At 61.8% G+C, this 16,530-nt stretch carries 8 protein-coding genes and 1 CRISPR repeat array; of the genes, 5 read left to right on the top strand and 3 right to left on the bottom strand.

The window, feature by feature from the left end; translation table 11 throughout:
* Window positions 1-34 precede the first annotated feature (34 nt).
* From N0B15_RS05990 to N0B15_RS06000, 3 genes are all read right to left on the bottom strand, one after another.
* A complete protein-coding gene (locus N0B15_RS05990; RefSeq protein WP_263018645.1) occupies window positions 35-1,027 on the bottom strand; it encodes an aldo/keto reductase in 993 nt (330 codons plus the stop codon).
* 45 nt (window positions 1,028-1,072) lie between these two features.
* Window positions 1,073-6,350: a CRISPR direct-repeat array (repeat unit 30 nt; unit sequence GCTTCAACCCCACAAGGGTTCGTCTGAAAC).
* 101 nt (window positions 6,351-6,451) lie between these two features.
* Window positions 6,452-6,898 (bottom strand): UPF0179 family protein, encoded by a 447-nt coding sequence (locus N0B15_RS05995; RefSeq protein ID WP_263018646.1) that lies wholly within the window; start codon window positions 6,896-6,898, stop codon window positions 6,452-6,454.
* A 39-nt stretch (window positions 6,899-6,937) separates the two neighbouring features.
* Window positions 6,938-7,375: a DUF5820 family protein gene (locus tag N0B15_RS06000; RefSeq protein ID WP_263018648.1), complete on the bottom strand. Its 438-nt coding sequence runs from the start codon at window positions 7,373-7,375 to the stop codon at window positions 6,938-6,940.
* Window positions 7,376-7,930: 555 nt separating this feature from the next.
* Between N0B15_RS06000 and N0B15_RS06005 the strand changes: the two genes are divergently transcribed.
* From N0B15_RS06005 to N0B15_RS06025, 5 genes are all read left to right on the top strand, one after another.
* Window positions 7,931-10,003, top strand: a complete 2,073-nt coding sequence (locus N0B15_RS06005; RefSeq protein WP_263018649.1) for a PrkA family serine protein kinase — start codon at window positions 7,931-7,933, stop codon at window positions 10,001-10,003.
* 1 nt (window position 10,004) lies between these two features.
* Complete coding sequence (locus N0B15_RS06010; protein WP_263018650.1) at window positions 10,005-12,293, top strand: PrkA family serine protein kinase; 2,289 nt, start codon at window positions 10,005-10,007, stop codon at window positions 12,291-12,293.
* On the top strand, window positions 12,284-13,609 hold the full coding sequence (locus N0B15_RS06015; RefSeq protein ID WP_263018652.1) for a YeaH/YhbH family protein: 1,326 nt from the start codon (window positions 12,284-12,286) through the stop codon (window positions 13,607-13,609). Before N0B15_RS06010 ends, N0B15_RS06015 begins: the two co-directional genes overlap by 10 nt.
* Before the next feature lie 45 nt (window positions 13,610-13,654).
* Window positions 13,655-15,667: a SpoVR family protein gene (locus tag N0B15_RS06020; RefSeq protein ID WP_263018654.1), complete on the top strand. Its 2,013-nt coding sequence runs from the start codon at window positions 13,655-13,657 to the stop codon at window positions 15,665-15,667.
* 125 nt (window positions 15,668-15,792) lie between these two features.
* Window positions 15,793-16,527: a hypothetical protein gene (locus N0B15_RS06025; protein ID WP_263018655.1), complete on the top strand. Its 735-nt coding sequence runs from the start codon at window positions 15,793-15,795 to the stop codon at window positions 16,525-16,527.
* The last annotated feature ends 3 nt before the right edge of the window (window positions 16,528-16,530 follow it).

Here is a 16,530-nt window from a genome sequence, read left to right on the forward strand (position 1 = left end):
ACCCGAGAATCCGCCCCTCGAGTGAACTCCCTCGTTACTCGTCGGGGTGGCGCGCCGCTTCGATGCGGTCGAACTGCTCGTCGCTCAACTCGAGACCGACCGCGCCGACGTTCTCCTCGAGCTGGGCGGGCGTCCGGGCGCCGATAATCGGGATGCAGGTGAACGCCGACTGCTCCATCAGCCAGCGCAGCGAGACCTGCGCGGGCGAGGCGTCGAGTTCGTCGGCGACGGCGTCGACGGCTTCGAGGACTGCCCACTCGCGCTCGCCGACCGACAGGCCGCTCAGGCTGCCCCGGGAGCCATCGGGCGCGATGACCTCACTCGGATCGTTGCCCGCGCGCTCGTACTTGCCGGTGAGGAAGCCACCCTCGAGCGGCGAGTACGGACAGACGGCGAGGTCCTGGTCGGCACAGACTGCCAGATACTCGCTCACCTCCCCATAGTAGGCGGCGTTGACCCGCGGCTGGGTGACATCGAAACGCGCCAGCCCCTCGACGTCGCTGGTCCAGAGCGCCTTGGTGAGCTGCCAGGCGGCCATGCTCGAGGCTCCGAGGTAGTTGACTTTCCCCTCGTCGACGAGACCGGTGAGGGTCTCGAGGGTCTCGCGGATGGGGGTGTCGTCGTCCCAGCGGTGGATGTAGTAGAGGTCGAGGTAGTCGGTGCCGAGGCGCTCTAAGGTGCCCTCGATCTGTGCGCGGATGTGCTTTCGTCCCAGGCCGGAGTCGTTCGGTCCGGGTTCGCCCCAGCCGTCGAAGGGGAAGTAGACCTTCGAGGCGATGACGAAGTCCTCGCGGTCGTAGTCTGCGAGCCACTCGCCGATGTACTCCTCGCTGGTTCCGTCCGGATCGCCGTAGACGTTGGCGGTGTCGATGAAGTTGATGCCGTGGTCCCAGCAGGCATCGAGAATCTCGTGGGCTTCCTCGCGATTCGTCTCGACGACGTCGCCGGTCTGCTTGCCGAATCGCCAGGTTCCGTAACAGAGTCTCGAGACGGTCGTGCCCGTGTTTCCGAGGGTGACGTACTCCATACCACCCGTTCATCGACGGAGCGTAAAAACGAACTGGGAAGCGGCGATTCACCCCCACGAGGGTTCGTCTGAAACTCTAATCGATCTGTTAAATAATGGCGATAATGTCCCGCTTCAACCCCACAAGGGTTCGTCTGAAACACGCGTACGCGTATGTGGGATAGTACCCCGACGGGTGCTTCAACCCCACAAGGGTTCGTCTGAAACTGGAAGCGAGATACTCCGACGGTGTAACAACATGCTTCAACCCCACAAGGGTTCGTCTGAAACGATGTCAACGGCGTTGCCACACTCGTCCTCCTCGATCGGCTTCAACCCCACAAGGGTTCGTCTGAAACTGGCGCACTAAGCGCCGCAACCGGCCGTGAGGATGGCTTCAACCCCACAAGGGTTCGTCTGAAACGTGGACGCTTCGGACGCACGAATCCTACGCCGAGCTTCAACCCCACAAGGGTTCGTCTGAAACCCCGGCCGGATACCAGTCACCGAGAGGCTGGTGGCTTCAACCCCACAAGGGTTCGTCTGAAACAACAGTACGGCGCATCCGACCTTTTACTCGCAGGACTGCTTCAACCCCACAAGGGTTCGTCTGAAACGGTGAACGCGATCCATCGCGTCACCGAACCCGCGGCGGCTTCAACCCCACAAGGGTTCGTCTGAAACCGGCCACGATCCGAAGTCCGTCGCTCCCCTCGTACGGGCTTCAACCCCACAAGGGTTCGTCTGAAACTCCCGATCTGGGTCGTATTCTCCTTCGATCGACGCTTCAACCCCACAAGGGTTCGTCTGAAACGATAACTCCTCCCCAGAGTCGATACCGACCACACAGAGCTTCAACCCCACAAGGGTTCGTCTGAAACTCCCGCATCGAGTGCGTCGTAGACGTCCTGGACGCTTCAACCCCACAAGGGTTCGTCTGAAACGCGAGGCCTACGACTTCTTCGAGGCGAACTCCCAGGCTTCAACCCCACAAGGGTTCGTCTGAAACGCCGAATCATCGGCCACGATTGGTCCAAGAGGGTCGGCTTCAACCCCACAAGGGTTCGTCTGAAACCGCCGTACGGGGTGACGGACTGAGCCGATGGTGCGAGCTTCAACCCCACAAGGGTTCGTCTGAAACGCGGCCGAGTTGGCCGCACACGCCCCGCCCCGGATTCGCTTCAACCCCACAAGGGTTCGTCTGAAACCCTCATGTCGAACCCCGCCCGCAGCGGAGAGACGCAGGCTTCAACCCCACAAGGGTTCGTCTGAAACCTAGAGCCTTGGCACAGCGCGAGGTCCGCGTCCGATGCTTCAACCCCACAAGGGTTCGTCTGAAACAACCAGGCCGCGATGCAGGCAGCGGCTCAGATTTGGCTTCAACCCCACAAGGGTTCGTCTGAAACTCTACCGTGGTGAATCAGACACCAGTACCGTAGAACGCGCTTCAACCCCACAAGGGTTCGTCTGAAACTGTTTGCGACCGAGGACGCATCAGTTAAGTGGTTGGTGCTTCAACCCCACAAGGGTTCGTCTGAAACGATGGACGTTGCTCCGTGGTCGAGTGCATTCCAGCTTCAACCCCACAAGGGTTCGTCTGAAACGGCCGTGATTCCGGGATTCGTCGAACTCGTTGCCCGCTTCAACCCCACAAGGGTTCGTCTGAAACCGGCTGGTGTCATCAAAGCGGCCGTGAAACAGCTCGCTTCAACCCCACAAGGGTTCGTCTGAAACTCTCTTGGACGTGCGCGCCACGTGGTAGAGCTTCGCTTCAACCCCACAAGGGTTCGTCTGAAACCGCTCGGTCTCGGGCTGCGTCATCGAGTTGTGCGCTTCAACCCCACAAGGGTTCGTCTGAAACACGGACCCAACACGCTCGAGTCCCTCGAGCCAGTGGCTTCAACCCCACAAGGGTTCGTCTGAAACTCCATCGAAGCGGGCATACACGTCGTCGTAAACCCGCTTCAACCCCACAAGGGTTCGTCTGAAACGACGCTCGTCGACGACCTCGATCTCGAGGTCTGGCGCTTCAACCCCACAAGGGTTCGTCTGAAACGCTTCGACGGTCGCTAACTCCTGTTGGATTTTGTCTTGGCTTCAACCCCACAAGGGTTCGTCTGAAACCAGGCGAGAGAGCGTGCCCGTGTGGAGATAGAGGTACGCTTCAACCCCACAAGGGTTCGTCTGAAACAGCCGCGCATCCTCGAGACGGGCGAGCGTCGGCGGCTTCAACCCCACAAGGGTTCGTCTGAAACGGTCAGCGGGACCGTATCCGTCCGGGTCCGTGTGGTGCTTCAACCCCACAAGGGTTCGTCTGAAACAGAGCAAAGGCTACCGGACAAGACCGCGCCGAAGAAGCTTCAACCCCACAAGGGTTCGTCTGAAACTAGCATTTCCCGTCTTCGGCTATTGCTCAACAAGTGGCTTCAACCCCACAAGGGTTCGTCTGAAACGAGTCTTAGGCCGTTCCCACCAACCCGGCGAAAGTTGCTTCAACCCCACAAGGGTTCGTCTGAAACGAGAGAGATAGACAAGCCCGTGGATCAACTGACGGGGCTTCAACCCCACAAGGGTTCGTCTGAAACAAGTTGCTATAGCACTCCTATTGAGCTATGGAATGTGCTTCAACCCCACAAGGGTTCGTCTGAAACACTGTTGCTTGTGAGTTTAAACCATGAGCGAGACAGCTTCAACCCCACAAGGGTTCGTCTGAAACTGGAACATAAATCACTTCTCGGCCATCGTTGTCCGCGCTTCAACCCCACAAGGGTTCGTCTGAAACCGGTTTAACGGGCTAATGCTGGCAGCCCTTGACGACGCTTCAACCCCACAAGGGTTCGTCTGAAACGATAGTACCAAGATTGCCGACCGTTTGAGTCACGAGCTTCAACCCCACAAGGGTTCGTCTGAAACAACGGCAAAGGATTACCGATTCCTTGCACACAACCCGCTTCAACCCCACAAGGGTTCGTCTGAAACTAGACTTAGACAGCACCGCTGGACAGTACGCAGACGCTTCAACCCCACAAGGGTTCGTCTGAAACAGCCGCGCATCCTCGAGACGGGCGAGCGTCGGCGGCTTCAACCCCACAAGGGTTCGTCTGAAACCATCATGGATTCGGGGATTGGAGACGAAACAACGCTTCAACCCCACAAGGGTTCGTCTGAAACGATACGCCTTAGCAGAGACAAATGCGTATCAGTTGCTTCAACCCCACAAGGGTTCGTCTGAAACAGATGAGGAGAAACACAATGCACACCGACACTGAACTCGCTTCAACCCCACAAGGGTTCGTCTGAAACGATCGCTCCGGCCACGATCGCGAACGTCAGCACGGGCTTCAACCCCACAAGGGTTCGTCTGAAACGCGCGACGCCCTCCACACGCTTGAGGGGCAACTCGACGCTTCAACCCCACAAGGGTTCGTCTGAAACAAGAACATCCAGGCAGGGATGACCGCGACGATCCCGCTTCAACCCCACAAGGGTTCGTCTGAAACTCGCCTCGAGTGCCTGTGTCTCGAGGGCGTCGCCGCGCTTCAACCCCACAAGGGTTCGTCTGAAACCGTTTCGTCTGGGGTGTCACGGTGTGTTTCCGGCTGCTTCAACCCCACAAGGGTTCGTCTGAAACTCTGCCACGACGCCGTGTAGCCAAGGTCCTCGAGCGTTCGCTTCAACCCCACAAGGGTTCGTCTGAAACGATTTCGAACTCCCACGAGACGGTACTCGCAGGACCGCTTCAACCCCACAAGGGTTCGTCTGAAACCCGAACTACTGGTTCGATCTTGACACCATTCGAGCTTCAACCCCACAAGGGTTCGTCTGAAACGACTACAACGCAACCGCATGAAACTGTTACGACCGGAGCTTCAACCCCACAAGGGTTCGTCTGAAACCCCGAAAAACTCAGTCTATATCTGATTCCATTGGGTTGCTTCAACCCCACAAGGGTTCGTCTGAAACTGCCCCAACGCACAAAAATCCGCCGTCAAACGTACAGCTTCAACCCCACAAGGGTTCGTCTGAAACCCGCCGACCGTCTCGGCGCCCCACTTCGCCGCCTTGCTTCAACCCCACAAGGGTTCGTCTGAAACCGAGGAGGACGTCGAGGAGGTGCGGTGATGTTGACGCTTCAACCCCACAAGGGTTCGTCTGAAACGATTGTGACGTTCATGTTATCTGGTGTCCTCCATTGCGCTTCAACCCCACAAGGGTTCGTCTGAAACTGTAATCACTGGCCTTACCCACTCGGAAATAGTCAGCTTCAACCCCACAAGGGTTCGTCTGAAACGATGTTATAACGGGAAACCCCACTATCACGCAGTAAGGCTTCAACCCCACAAGGGTTCGTCTGAAACGTCGTCGAGAACGTATTCCAGCTCGTCGTTGATGCTTCAACCCCACAAGGGTTCGTCTGAAACTCGATGATCTTCGAATCGTATTGGTACACTGAAGATGCTTCAACCCCACAAGGGTTCGTCTGAAACAACCTCACATCACTGTGAGTAGTTGTCGTATGATTCAGCTTCAACCCCACAAGGGTTCGTCTGAAACGACGTCGAACTCGAGACCAAAGCCGACCTTCGCCAGGCTTCAACCCCACAAGGGTTCGTCTGAAACGGGCAAAACAGCGACTGCACAGGTAACCATGACAGAGAGCTTCAACCCCACAAGGGTTCGTCTGAAACTAGGGGGGTTGTCCATTTATATATATCGTATGCGTAGCTTCAACCCCACAAGGGTTCGTCTGAAACCATCACTATGAGTGAGGTTCGAGCATCGGACGTGATGCTTCAACCCCACAAGGGTTCGTCTGAAACGACGGAGGTCCGTTTCGTGACTCGACCGAAGAACGGCTTCAACCCCACAAGGGTTCGTCTGAAACTCGGAGGGCGATAATGTCCCGGATCAGACTCGCTCAGGCTTCAACCCCACAAGGGTTCGTCTGAAACTCCCCCAGAGGGTCGCCCTGTCGGGTGGCCTTCTGGCTTCAACCCCACAAGGGTTCGTCTGAAACTTGTCGTATTCCTCACCGTTTTCCCACGGATCGCTTCAACCCCACAAGGGTTCGTCTGAAACGGGTTGCCTCGCTGCGTCCCCGGAACTCGATGGCTTCGCTTCAACCCCACAAGGGTTCGTCTGAAACTGGGGAGACGACGACGCTACTTCCATCAGACTCAAACGCTTCAACCCCACAAGGGTTCGTCTGAAACCACGCTCCCCGATTCTCTGACCGCGTAACGGCTCGAGCTTCAACCCCACAAGGGTTCGTCTGAAACACCACTCCCCGGCCGTCGAGCCGTCCGACTTGCCCGCTTCAACCCCACAAGGGTTCGTCTGAAACCGTGCCCGATTCGGGCACCTCGAGCGCTGGTACACACGCTGGGCACAAAACGATTCCGTCGACCGTCAGTAGCCGTTCCACCCCGGGGGGTCGACGGAGGGTTACTCCAGGAGGTCGAGTTCGACGAGTTCGAGCGAGCGCTCGAGGTGGCAGACGTCGTGTGGAGGGTCGCCGAGGATGGCGGCGATGCGGTACTCGCGGTCGAAGGTGACGCCGTCGGGTTCGCAGTACTCGTGGCTGGGACACTCGATGTAGGGGCAGGGTCCCTGGAGGCGGGCTTTGCTCCCGGCGAACGCGCCTTTGGTGGGGACGGCGGCGCGCGCGGAGACGGGTTCGACCTCGACGGCGCGGACGCCCTCGTCGTGCATGGCACACTCGAGCGTCTGGGCGTTCTCGCGGACCTCGGTGACGCGGTAGCGGGTGCCCGTCGTGAGGTTGAGACACTGGCTGCGGTAGGGACAGCCGGCGCAGCCGTCGGCTTCACCGTGGTAGACGAACTCGGTGCCGGGGTCGGCCAGACGCGTGCCGATCAGGGTGACAGTCGACATAGGGGTGGGTGATCGGTGGAACGTACTCCGCGCGGGCGGTTAAGCGTCACGTCCGCGGCCGGTGAGGTCGTCGAGTCGGTCGAGGTAGCGCTCGCGCGGGACCTGGTAGGCGCTGCGGTAGTCGATGTCGCCGGCGTCGAACCGGCGGGCGAGCGAGTGAAACTGCTCGAGGGCGTCCGCTCGCGTCGAAAAGCGGGTGTCTTCGTCCCGGAGGTAGACGTCGGGCTCGAGGTAGAGGGTGACGTACCAGTCGTCGTCGACGGTGCGGTCGTTGGGGTTCGCGCCGGGGGGACGGGAGCGCGTCCCGCTGGTGAGGTAGAGTGTGGGGAGACAGGGGGCGGGAAACTCGTCGGCGTCGAAGACGTCAGGGCGGTAGGTGAGAATGCAGCGGCCGTCGTCTTCGGCGTTCCAGACGGTCCAGGCGTCGGGAATCGACTCGAGGTCGGGGAGCGCTCGGTCGGCGTCGGGGGCGGTCATGGTAGGTCGAACGCGCGCGAGGGCTAAATTCCCGTCGGAGGGGGCGCGCACCCCTCGAGCAGGCGTTTGCAGGGACATTGCTTATATACGGATCGCGTTGTATGCGTGCACGAGTCACGGTACCAGGGGAGGATAATGCCAAATATGGCCTGTAATCTCTTCCTGATAAATATCTTTTGGGGTTATCCTTAAGTAGTTGGATTACGCACTCATTAAACACTATCGGTATCCGTCCGACGGACCGATCCACTCCGCGTCAGTCCCCGACGCGATGTCGTCGCACGCTGTTGACCCGGTCGCTCGTCCAGAGAGTGGTGCTGGTTCACACATGACACGACAACTCATCGCCGCCCGCCGTGATCTGTACTCCCTGGGGCGTCTACTCGCCAGGAGCAACGGCTCTCCGTGCCGGCCGCCCGAGAGTGGGGTCGATTCGATGAACTCGCGTGTCGCGACGACGGACCGACCTGACCGACACCGTTCTCGATCGGCGCTCGATCGGACGACGGCGACGGTGGGGTGCCAGCGGGGGGACCAACAGACAACAACCAAACCATGACCGGTGACATCGAGACGCTCGAGAATCTGAGTAACGCATACCAGGAGTCGATGCCCGCGGACCTGCGGGAGACCAAGTCGTTCGACTGGTACCTCAAAGAGACCTACGAGGACCCGAAGGTCGCCCGCAACGCCCACCAGCGGGTCGCGGACATGTTCGACTACTACGGGACCTCCTACGACGAGACCGAGGGGGTCGTCGAGTACCGTCTCGCCTCCGAGGACCCGCTGGGTGAGGGTGAGAACACCTTCTACGGGAAGGTGATCCACCAGTCGATCCACGAGTTCGTCAACAAGGTGAAGTCGGGCGCCCGCAGGCTGGGTCCCGAACGCCGGATCAAACTCCTCCTCGGGCCGGTCGGCTCCGGGAAGTCTCACTTCGACAAGCAGGTCCGGAAGTACTTCGAGGACTACACGCTCCGCGAGGAGGGACGGATGTACACCTTCCGCTGGATCAACCTCGGTGACGTGATCCACGACCAGGACCCCGCCGACGACACCGTCCGCTCGCCGATGAACCAGGACCCGCTCGTGCTCCTCCCGCTCGAGCAGCGCCAGTCGGTGATCGACGACCTGAACGAGCGTCTCGACGCCCCCTACACGATCCGCAACGAACAGAGCCTCGACCCCGAGAGCGAGTTCTACATGGACCGCTTGCTCGCCCACTACGAGGACGACCTCCAGTCGGTCCTCGAGAACCACGTCGAGGTGATCCGCCTCGTCGCCGACGAGAACAAGCGCCAGTGTCTCGAGACGTTCGAACCCAAGGACAAGAAGAACCAGGACGAGACCGAGCTGACGGGCGACGTCAACTACTCGAAGATCGCCGTCTACGGCGAGAGCGACCCGCGAGCGTTCGACTACTCGGGGGCGTTCTGTAACGCCAACCGGGGCATCTTCAGCGGAGAAGAACTCCTGAAACTCCAGCGGGAGTTCCTCTACGACTTCCTCCACGCCACCCAGGAGATGACGATCAAGCCGAAGAACAACCCGCGGATCGACATCGACCAGGTGATCGTCGGCCGGACGAACATGCCCGAGTACAAGGACAAGAAGGGCGACGAGAAGATGGAGGCGTTCAACGACCGCACGAAGCGCATCGACTTCCCGTACGTCCTCAGCTACGAACAGGAAGCACGCATCTACCAGAAGATGCTCAACAACGCCGACGTGCCCGACATCGACGTCGAGCCGCACACGCTCGAGATGGCCGGACTGTTCGGCGTCCTGACCCGGATCGAAGAGCCGGATACCGAGACGGTCGACTTACTCTCGAAAGCCAAAGCGTACAACGGCGAGATCGACGAGGGCGACGACATCGACGTGAAGAAACTCCGTGAGGAGGCCGCCGCGAAGGCCGTCATCGGCGAGGGGATGGTCGGCGTCTCCCCCCGGTTCATCGGCGACGAAATCGCGGAGGCCATCATGGACAGCAAACACCGCCAGCGTGGCTTCCTCTCGCCGCTGACGGTGTTCAACTTCTTCGAGGAGAACTTAGAGCACCACGGCTCGATCCCCGAGGAGAACTTCGAGCGCTACTACCGCTACTTAGAGACCGTCCGCGAGGAGTACAGAGAGCGCGCCATCGAAGACGTCCGTCACGCCCTCGCCTACGACATCGACGAGATCCAGCGCCAGGGCGAGAAGTACATGGACCACGTGATGGCCTACATCGACGACGGCACCGTCGAAGACGAGCTGACCGGCCGCGAGCAGGAACCCGACGAGACCTTCCTGCGGAGCGTCGAGGAGAAACTCGACGTGCCCGAAGACCGGAAGAACGACTTCCGACAGGAGGTCAGCAACTGGGTCTCCCGACGCGCACGCGAAGGGACCACGTTCAACCCACAGGACAACGAACGTCTCCGTCGCGCCTTAGAGCGGAAACTCTGGGAGGATAAGAAACACAACATCAACTTCTCCGCACTGGTGAGCGCCAACGAGTTCGACGACGACGAGCGCAGTTCCTGGATCGACGCGCTGATCGAACAGGGCTACTCCGAAGACGGCGCGAAGGAAGTGCTCGAGTTCGCCGGCGCGGAGGTCGCGAAAGCAGAGATCGAAGACTAACATGACGAGAGGAACCGAGTACGTCCGCGACGCCGACCGGGAACTCGAGGAGACGTACGAAGAGCCGATGAGCCTCGCGTCGTACGTCGACCGCGTCTTCGAGGCGCCGAACATCGCCTCGCACGCGGCGAAGTACGTCCTCGAGGCGATCGAAGCGGCTGGAACGCGAACCGTCGTCGAGGAGGGCGAGGAGAAACGGCGCTATCGCTTCTTCGACGACCCACACAACGACGGCGAACACGCGGTGCTCGGCAACACGGAGGTACTGAACGGATTCGTCGACGACCTGCGTTCGATCGCTTCGGGACGGGGTAAAGACGAGAAGATCATCTGGTTCGAGGGACCGACGGCGACCGGCAAGTCCGAACTGAAGCGGTGTCTGGTCAACGGTCTGCGCGAGTACTCGAAGACGCCTGCGGGGCGTCGCTACACCGTCGAGTGGAACATCCAGTCGGCGAGCAGCGACGACCGCGGCCTGAGTTACGGTGTCGATCCGACGACGGGTGACGACGAGCACTGGTACGAGAGTCCCGTCCAGGCCCACCCGCTCTCGGTCTTCCCCGAGGAGGTCCGCGAGGACCTCGTCGCGTCGGTCAACGCCGAACTCGACGACCACGTCCCGCTCCGGGTCGACACCCGTCTCGACCCCTTCTCGCGGGAGGCCTACGACTATCTCGAGGAACACTACCGACGCCAGGGCGAGGAGGGACTGTTCTCGGCGATCACCGCCGAGAACCACCTCCGTGTGAAGAACTACGTCGTCGACGTGGGCCAGGGTGTCGGCGTCCTCCACTCCGAAGACGACGGACGGCCGAAAGAGCGTCTGGTGGGTTCGTGGATGCACGGGATGCTCCAGGAACTCGACTCGAGAGGGCGGAAGAATCCCCAGGCGTTCAGCTACGACGGCGTGCTCAGCCAGGGCAACGGCGTGCTCACTATCGTCGAGGACGCCGCCCAGCACGCCGACTTACTCCAGAAGCTGTTGAACGTTCCCGACGAGCAGTCGGTGAAGCTCGATAAGGGGATCGGGATGGACATCGACACCCAGATGCTGATCATCTCGAATCCGGACCTCGAGGCCCAGCTCAACCAGCACGCCGACCGGAACGGGATGGACCCGCTGAAGGCACTCAAGCGCCGCCTCGACAAACACGAGTTCGGCTACCTGACGAACCTCTCGCTCGAGACGGAGCTCATCCGGCGTGAACTCACGGGCGAGACGGCCGTCTGGGAGGCCGACCGCTACGACCAGCTCGCCGAGAAGATCGGCGAGTCCGTACAGGTGACGCTTCGCGACCGGACCGGGCAGACGCGGACACTCGAGTTCGCTCCGCACGCCATCGAGGCGGCGGCGCTGTACGCGGTCGTCACGCGCCTCGACGAGGAGGACCTGCCCGCGGGACTGGACCTGGTCGATAAGGCGTTGATCTTCGACCAGGGCTACTTACAGGAGGGTGACGCCCGCCGGGAGAAAGACGACTTCGACTTCGTCGACGGCGCGCACAACGGCGAACACGGCATTCCGGTGACGTTCACGCGCGACGTCCTCGCGGACCTGCTGCAGGTCGAACGCGACCGCCACCACCCCGACCTCGCCGTCGAGGACGTGATCATGCCCCGGGACGTGTTGAACGCGATGGCCGACGGTCTCGCCGACGCGCCGGTGTTCTCGACGGGCGAGCGTACCGAGTTCGAAAACCGGGTGGTGCCGGTGAAAAACCACGTCTTCGACCAGCAAGAGCGTGACGTCGTCGGCGCGATCATGCACACCAAGCGCGTCGACGAGGAGACGGTCTCGGCGTACGTCGAACAGGTCTACGCCTGGGAGACCGGCGAACCGCTCTACAACGACCGGGGCGAGGAGGTCGATCCCGATCCGCTGAAGATGAAGGTGTTCGAGGTCGAACACCTCGGGCGCTTCTCGGAGGCGGCCTACGAGAACAACCTCCCGCGCGAGAGCGTCCGGAACTTCCGCCGCGAGAAGGTGATCACGGCGCTCAACCGCCACGCCTGGGAACACCGCGACGAGGACTTCACCGTCGACGACGTCGACCTGACGGCGATTCCCGTCATCAAGGCGGTCCTCGAGAGCCACGACTGGGACGACGTCCGCCGGACCTACGAGGACTTCGACCCCCGCCACTGGGAGGACCCGCCGAGCGGGACCGAGACGGCCGCGGTCAAGGAGTCGACGCTCGAGGCGATGACCGATGTCTTCGGCTACTCGCGGGCGTCGGCGGAGCTGACGAGCCGACACGTCATGGGACAGGTGAGCTACCGATGGGACTGAGAGAAGACATCGAACGGTTTCGAGAGGTGGGCGAAGAGCGCCGCGAGGACTTAGCGGAGTTCATCCAGTACGGCGATCTGGGGAGCGGCCGCCCGGACGACATCCAGATTCCGGTCAAGATCGTCTCCCTGCCGGGATTCGAGTACGACCGCCGGGACCAGGGTGGCGTCGGACAGGGCCAGGGTGGCACGCCCGACGTCGGCCAGCCGGTGGGTCGCCCCCAGCCACAGCCGGGTGACGAGGACGGCGACGGCGAGGAAGCCGGTGAGGACGGCGGCGAACACGAGTACTACCAGATGGACCCCGAGGAGTTCGCCCAGGAACTCGACGACGCGCTCGGTCTCGAGCTCGAGCCGAAGGGAAAGCGCGTCATCGAGGAGAAGGAAGGTCCCTACACGGATCTGACCCGGTCGGGTCCGGACAGCACGCTCGACTTCGAGCGGATGTTCAAGGAGGGGCTGAAGCGCAAACTCACGATGGACTTCGACGAGGAGTTCCTGCGCGAACTGTGTAAGGTCGACGGGATCACCGCGCGCGAAGCGTTCGAGTACGCCCGTGGCCAGAACCTCCCGGTCTCGATGGCCTGGATCGAGGAGACCCACCGCGAGGTGGCCGACGAACGCGGCGCGTGGCCCTCGATCGAGGCGGTCGAGGAGAGCGTCGAGCGCGAGACGGTCCAGCAGAAGATCCGTCGCGAGGGACTGAAACACGTCCCGTTCCGCCGCGAGGACGAACGCTACCGCTACCCCGAGATCATCGAAGAGAGAGAGAAGAACGTCGTCGTCGTCAACATCCGCGACGTCTCGGGGTCGATGCGCGAGAAGAAGCGCGAACTCGTCGAGCGGACGTTCACGCCGCTCGACTGGTATCTGACCGGGAAGTACGACAACGCCGAGTTCGTCTACATCGCCCACGACGCCGACGCCTGGCAGGTCGAGCGCGAGGACTTCTTCGGCATCCGCTCGGGCGGCGGCACGAAGATCTCGAGCGCGTACGAACTCGCCGCGGAGTTGCTCGAGGAGTATCCCTGGAGCGACTGGAACCGCTACGTCTTCGCGGCGGGCGACTCCGAGAACTCGAGTAACGACACCGAAGAGCGCGTCATCCCGCTGATGGAGGAGATCGACGCGAACCTCCACGCCTACGTCGAGACCCAGCCGAGCGGGAACGCGATCAACGCGACCCACGCCGAGGAGCTCGAGCGCTACTTCGGGACGGACGCAGACGACGTGGCGATCGCCTACGTCAACAGTGAGGACGATGTGACCGACGCGATCTACGAGATCCTCAGCACAGAAGGTGAGACGAATGAGTGACGATAGACGTCCCGTCTATCGGACGCACGAAACCAGGTGGTTGTCATGAGTGAATCAGACAGGTTCAAAAAGCAGGCGATAGCGGCCGACCTCGAGGAGCCGGTTTCGGAGGCGCGTAACCTCGCGGAGAAACTCGGTCTCGAGCCCTACGCGGTGAACTACTGGATCGTCGACTACGACGAGATGAACGAACTCATCGCCTACGGGGGGTTCCAGAACCGGTACCCACACTGGCGGTGGGGGATGGCCTACGACCGCCAGCAGAAACAGGGCCAGTACAGCGGCGGGAAGGCCTTCGAGATCGTCAACAACGACAACCCCTCACACGCCTTCCTCCAGGAGTCGAACACGGTCGCCGACCAGAAGGCCGTCATCACCCACGTCGAGGCACACGCCGACTTCTTCGCGAACAACGAGTGGTTCGGTCTCTTCACGCAAGGGCGCTCTGACGAGCAGGTCGACGCGGCCGCGATGCTCGAGCGCCACGCTCGTGCCATCGGTGAGTACATGGCGGACCCCGAGATCGACCGCGCCGAGGTCGAGAAGTGGATCGACCACGCGCTGTGTCTCGAGGACAACATCGACCAGCACCGGGTGTTTACGCGCCGGCTCGAGACCGACTCGAGCGACCGCGACCTCGACGAGGACCTCTCGGCGAAACTCGACGAACTCGGTCTCTCCGAAGAGGTCAAAGCCGAGGTGTTCGACGACGAGTGGCTCGAGCAGATGGACGAAGACGACGCGCCCGCGAGTTTCCCCGACGAACCCGAACGCGACCTGCTGGCATTCGTGCGCGAACACGGCAAGCGCTACGACGAGGCGGCGGGGAAGGCCGTCGAGATGGAACCCTGGCAGCGCGACGTCCTCGACATGATGCGCGCGGAGGCGTACTACTTCGCCGCCCAGAAGATGACGAAGGTGATGAACGAGGGCTGGGCGGCCTACTGGGAGTCGGCGATGATGGCCGACGAGGGCTTCGCCGGACGCGACGAGTACCTCGACTACGCAGACCACATGGCGAAGGTGCTCGCCTCGCCCGGTCTCAACCCCTACAGCCTCGGCAAACAGCTCTGGGAGTACATCGAGAACACGGTGAACCGACGCGAGGTCATCGAGCACCTCCTGCGGATCGAGGGTGTCTCCTGGCGCAACCTCACCGATGTCGTCGACTTCGAGGAGGTCCTCGGCCACCTCGAGTCACCTGCAGCGGTCGATGCGATCACCTCGGAGACGCTCGACGCGCTCGAGGAGGTCCCCGAGGAGTGGGTCGATCGCGAGGCGCTCGAGGCGGCCCACGCGGGCGAGGTGGACGTCGACCGCTACCCCTGGAAAGTGCTCACCTACGAGGGGCTGGCGCGTCGTCACTACTCGCTGGCCAAGCGCCAGAATCGCGGGTTCCTCTCGCGGGTGAGCCAGAACGAACTCGAGCGTATCGGCCGCTACCTCTTCGACGACGCGCGCTACTCGTCGATCGAGGAGGCGCTCGCCGACGTCGACTTCACCGCCGGGTGGACGCGGATGTACGACGTGCGCGAGAGTCACAACGACGTGACGTTCCTCGACGGCTTCCTCACCCAGGAGTTCATCACGGAGAACGACTACTTCACCTACGAGTACTCCCAGGCGTCGGGGCAGTTCCACGTCTCGAGCGTCGAGGCAGCGGACGTGAAGAAGAAGCTCTTACTCCAGTTCACCAACTTCGGGAAGCCCACCATCGTCGTCACCGACGGCAACTACGACAACGCCAACGAACTGCTGCTCGCCCACCAGTACAACGGCGTCATGCTGGACCTGCGGAAAGCCGGCGAGACGCTCGAGCGCGTCTTCGAACTCTGGGGGCGGCCGGTGAACCTGTTGACGATCGTCAAGGAACTCGACGAACACGATATCGAGGTCGCCAGACGCCGCAACCGCGAACCGGAACCCGAAGAGCGCGGGAAGCTGATCCGCTACGACGGCGAGGAGCTGACCATCGAAGACGTTCCCTGGGAGGCGGTCGAACACCTCGCCGCCGACGACGTCGACTACGACACGAAACCCGAGGAGTGGCTGGCCTGAGTTTCGCCCGCAGCCGCTGTTCTCTCCCGACTGTCGGTTGCCGCCGGCGATTCTCTACACCCATCACCGACATATATCAACAAATCCGAAATTCTTTTATAATCTATTACGAACCTACGGCACGTATGCGAAGTGGTGCTCCCGGTGAGGGCGATCGTGATAGTGGTCCCTCGAGCGACGAGTTCGACGTTCTCGCCGCGTTGACCGGTCTCGACGCCGACGATGCCGAGACGCGGGCGGAGGCACTCACCGCCGTGAGGGCGGCCGTCGACGACGTGCCGGAGCGCTGTGCCCCGACGGTGCCGAAACTCCGCAGCCTGCTCGAGGATCCGTCGTTCGACGGATCTGCCGACGTGCTCTACTGTCTCGCGGAACTCGCCGTTGCGGTCCCGACCGACGTCGCGCCGTCGACGGATTCGATCGTCGCGTTCACGGCCGCACACCATCCGTCGGCCGGCTCCGCCGACGGCTTCCGGTGTCTCGCGAACGTCGCCAGAGAGCGCCCCGACGCCGTCGCGGGCCACGTCGACGAACTCGTCACCAGCCTCGAGACCGAACTCGACGAGTGGGGACTGACGCTCCTCGCTCGCCTCTCCGCGGAAGAGCCGGCCGCGGTCGCGCCCGCTGCGTCGGTGCTGGTCGACGCACTCGAGGAAACACCGGATCGGTACGCGTCCGACGCCTGTGTCGCGCTCGCAAACCTCTCGCGGGCGGACGATACCGCACTCGAGGACGCCGCTGCACTCGCACGTACGGTCGACACCTCGCGCTGTGTCGACGCCCTCGACGAATCCGATGGAGCGGTACTCCGTCCCGACGCGCTCGAGGGGGTTCCCTCGGTCGTCGAAGAGTCCAGGTGACGC

The sequence above is a fragment of the Natronobiforma cellulositropha genome, from assembly GCF_025629245.1.
GTDB classification, from domain to species: Archaea; Halobacteriota; Halobacteria; order Halobacteriales; family Natrialbaceae; genus Natronobiforma; species Natronobiforma cellulositropha.

Coding starts and splice junctions, on each gene's coding strand:
- N0B15_RS05990 (WP_263018645.1), bottom strand. CDS start 1,027: ATGGAGTACGTCACCCTCGGAAACACGGGCACGACCGTCTCGAGACTC.
- N0B15_RS05995 (WP_263018646.1), bottom strand. CDS start 6,898: ATGTCGACTGTCACCCTGATCGGCACGCGTCTGGCCGACCCCGGCACC.
- N0B15_RS06000 (WP_263018648.1), bottom strand. CDS start 7,375: ATGACCGCCCCCGACGCCGACCGAGCGCTCCCCGACCTCGAGTCGATT.
- N0B15_RS06005 (WP_263018649.1), top strand. CDS start 7,931: ATGACCGGTGACATCGAGACGCTCGAGAATCTGAGTAACGCATACCAG.
- N0B15_RS06010 (WP_263018650.1), top strand. CDS start 10,005: ATGACGAGAGGAACCGAGTACGTCCGCGACGCCGACCGGGAACTCGAG.
- N0B15_RS06015 (WP_263018652.1), top strand. CDS start 12,284: ATGGGACTGAGAGAAGACATCGAACGGTTTCGAGAGGTGGGCGAAGAG.
- N0B15_RS06020 (WP_263018654.1), top strand. CDS start 13,655: ATGAGTGAATCAGACAGGTTCAAAAAGCAGGCGATAGCGGCCGACCTC.
- N0B15_RS06025 (WP_263018655.1), top strand. CDS start 15,793: ATGCGAAGTGGTGCTCCCGGTGAGGGCGATCGTGATAGTGGTCCCTCG.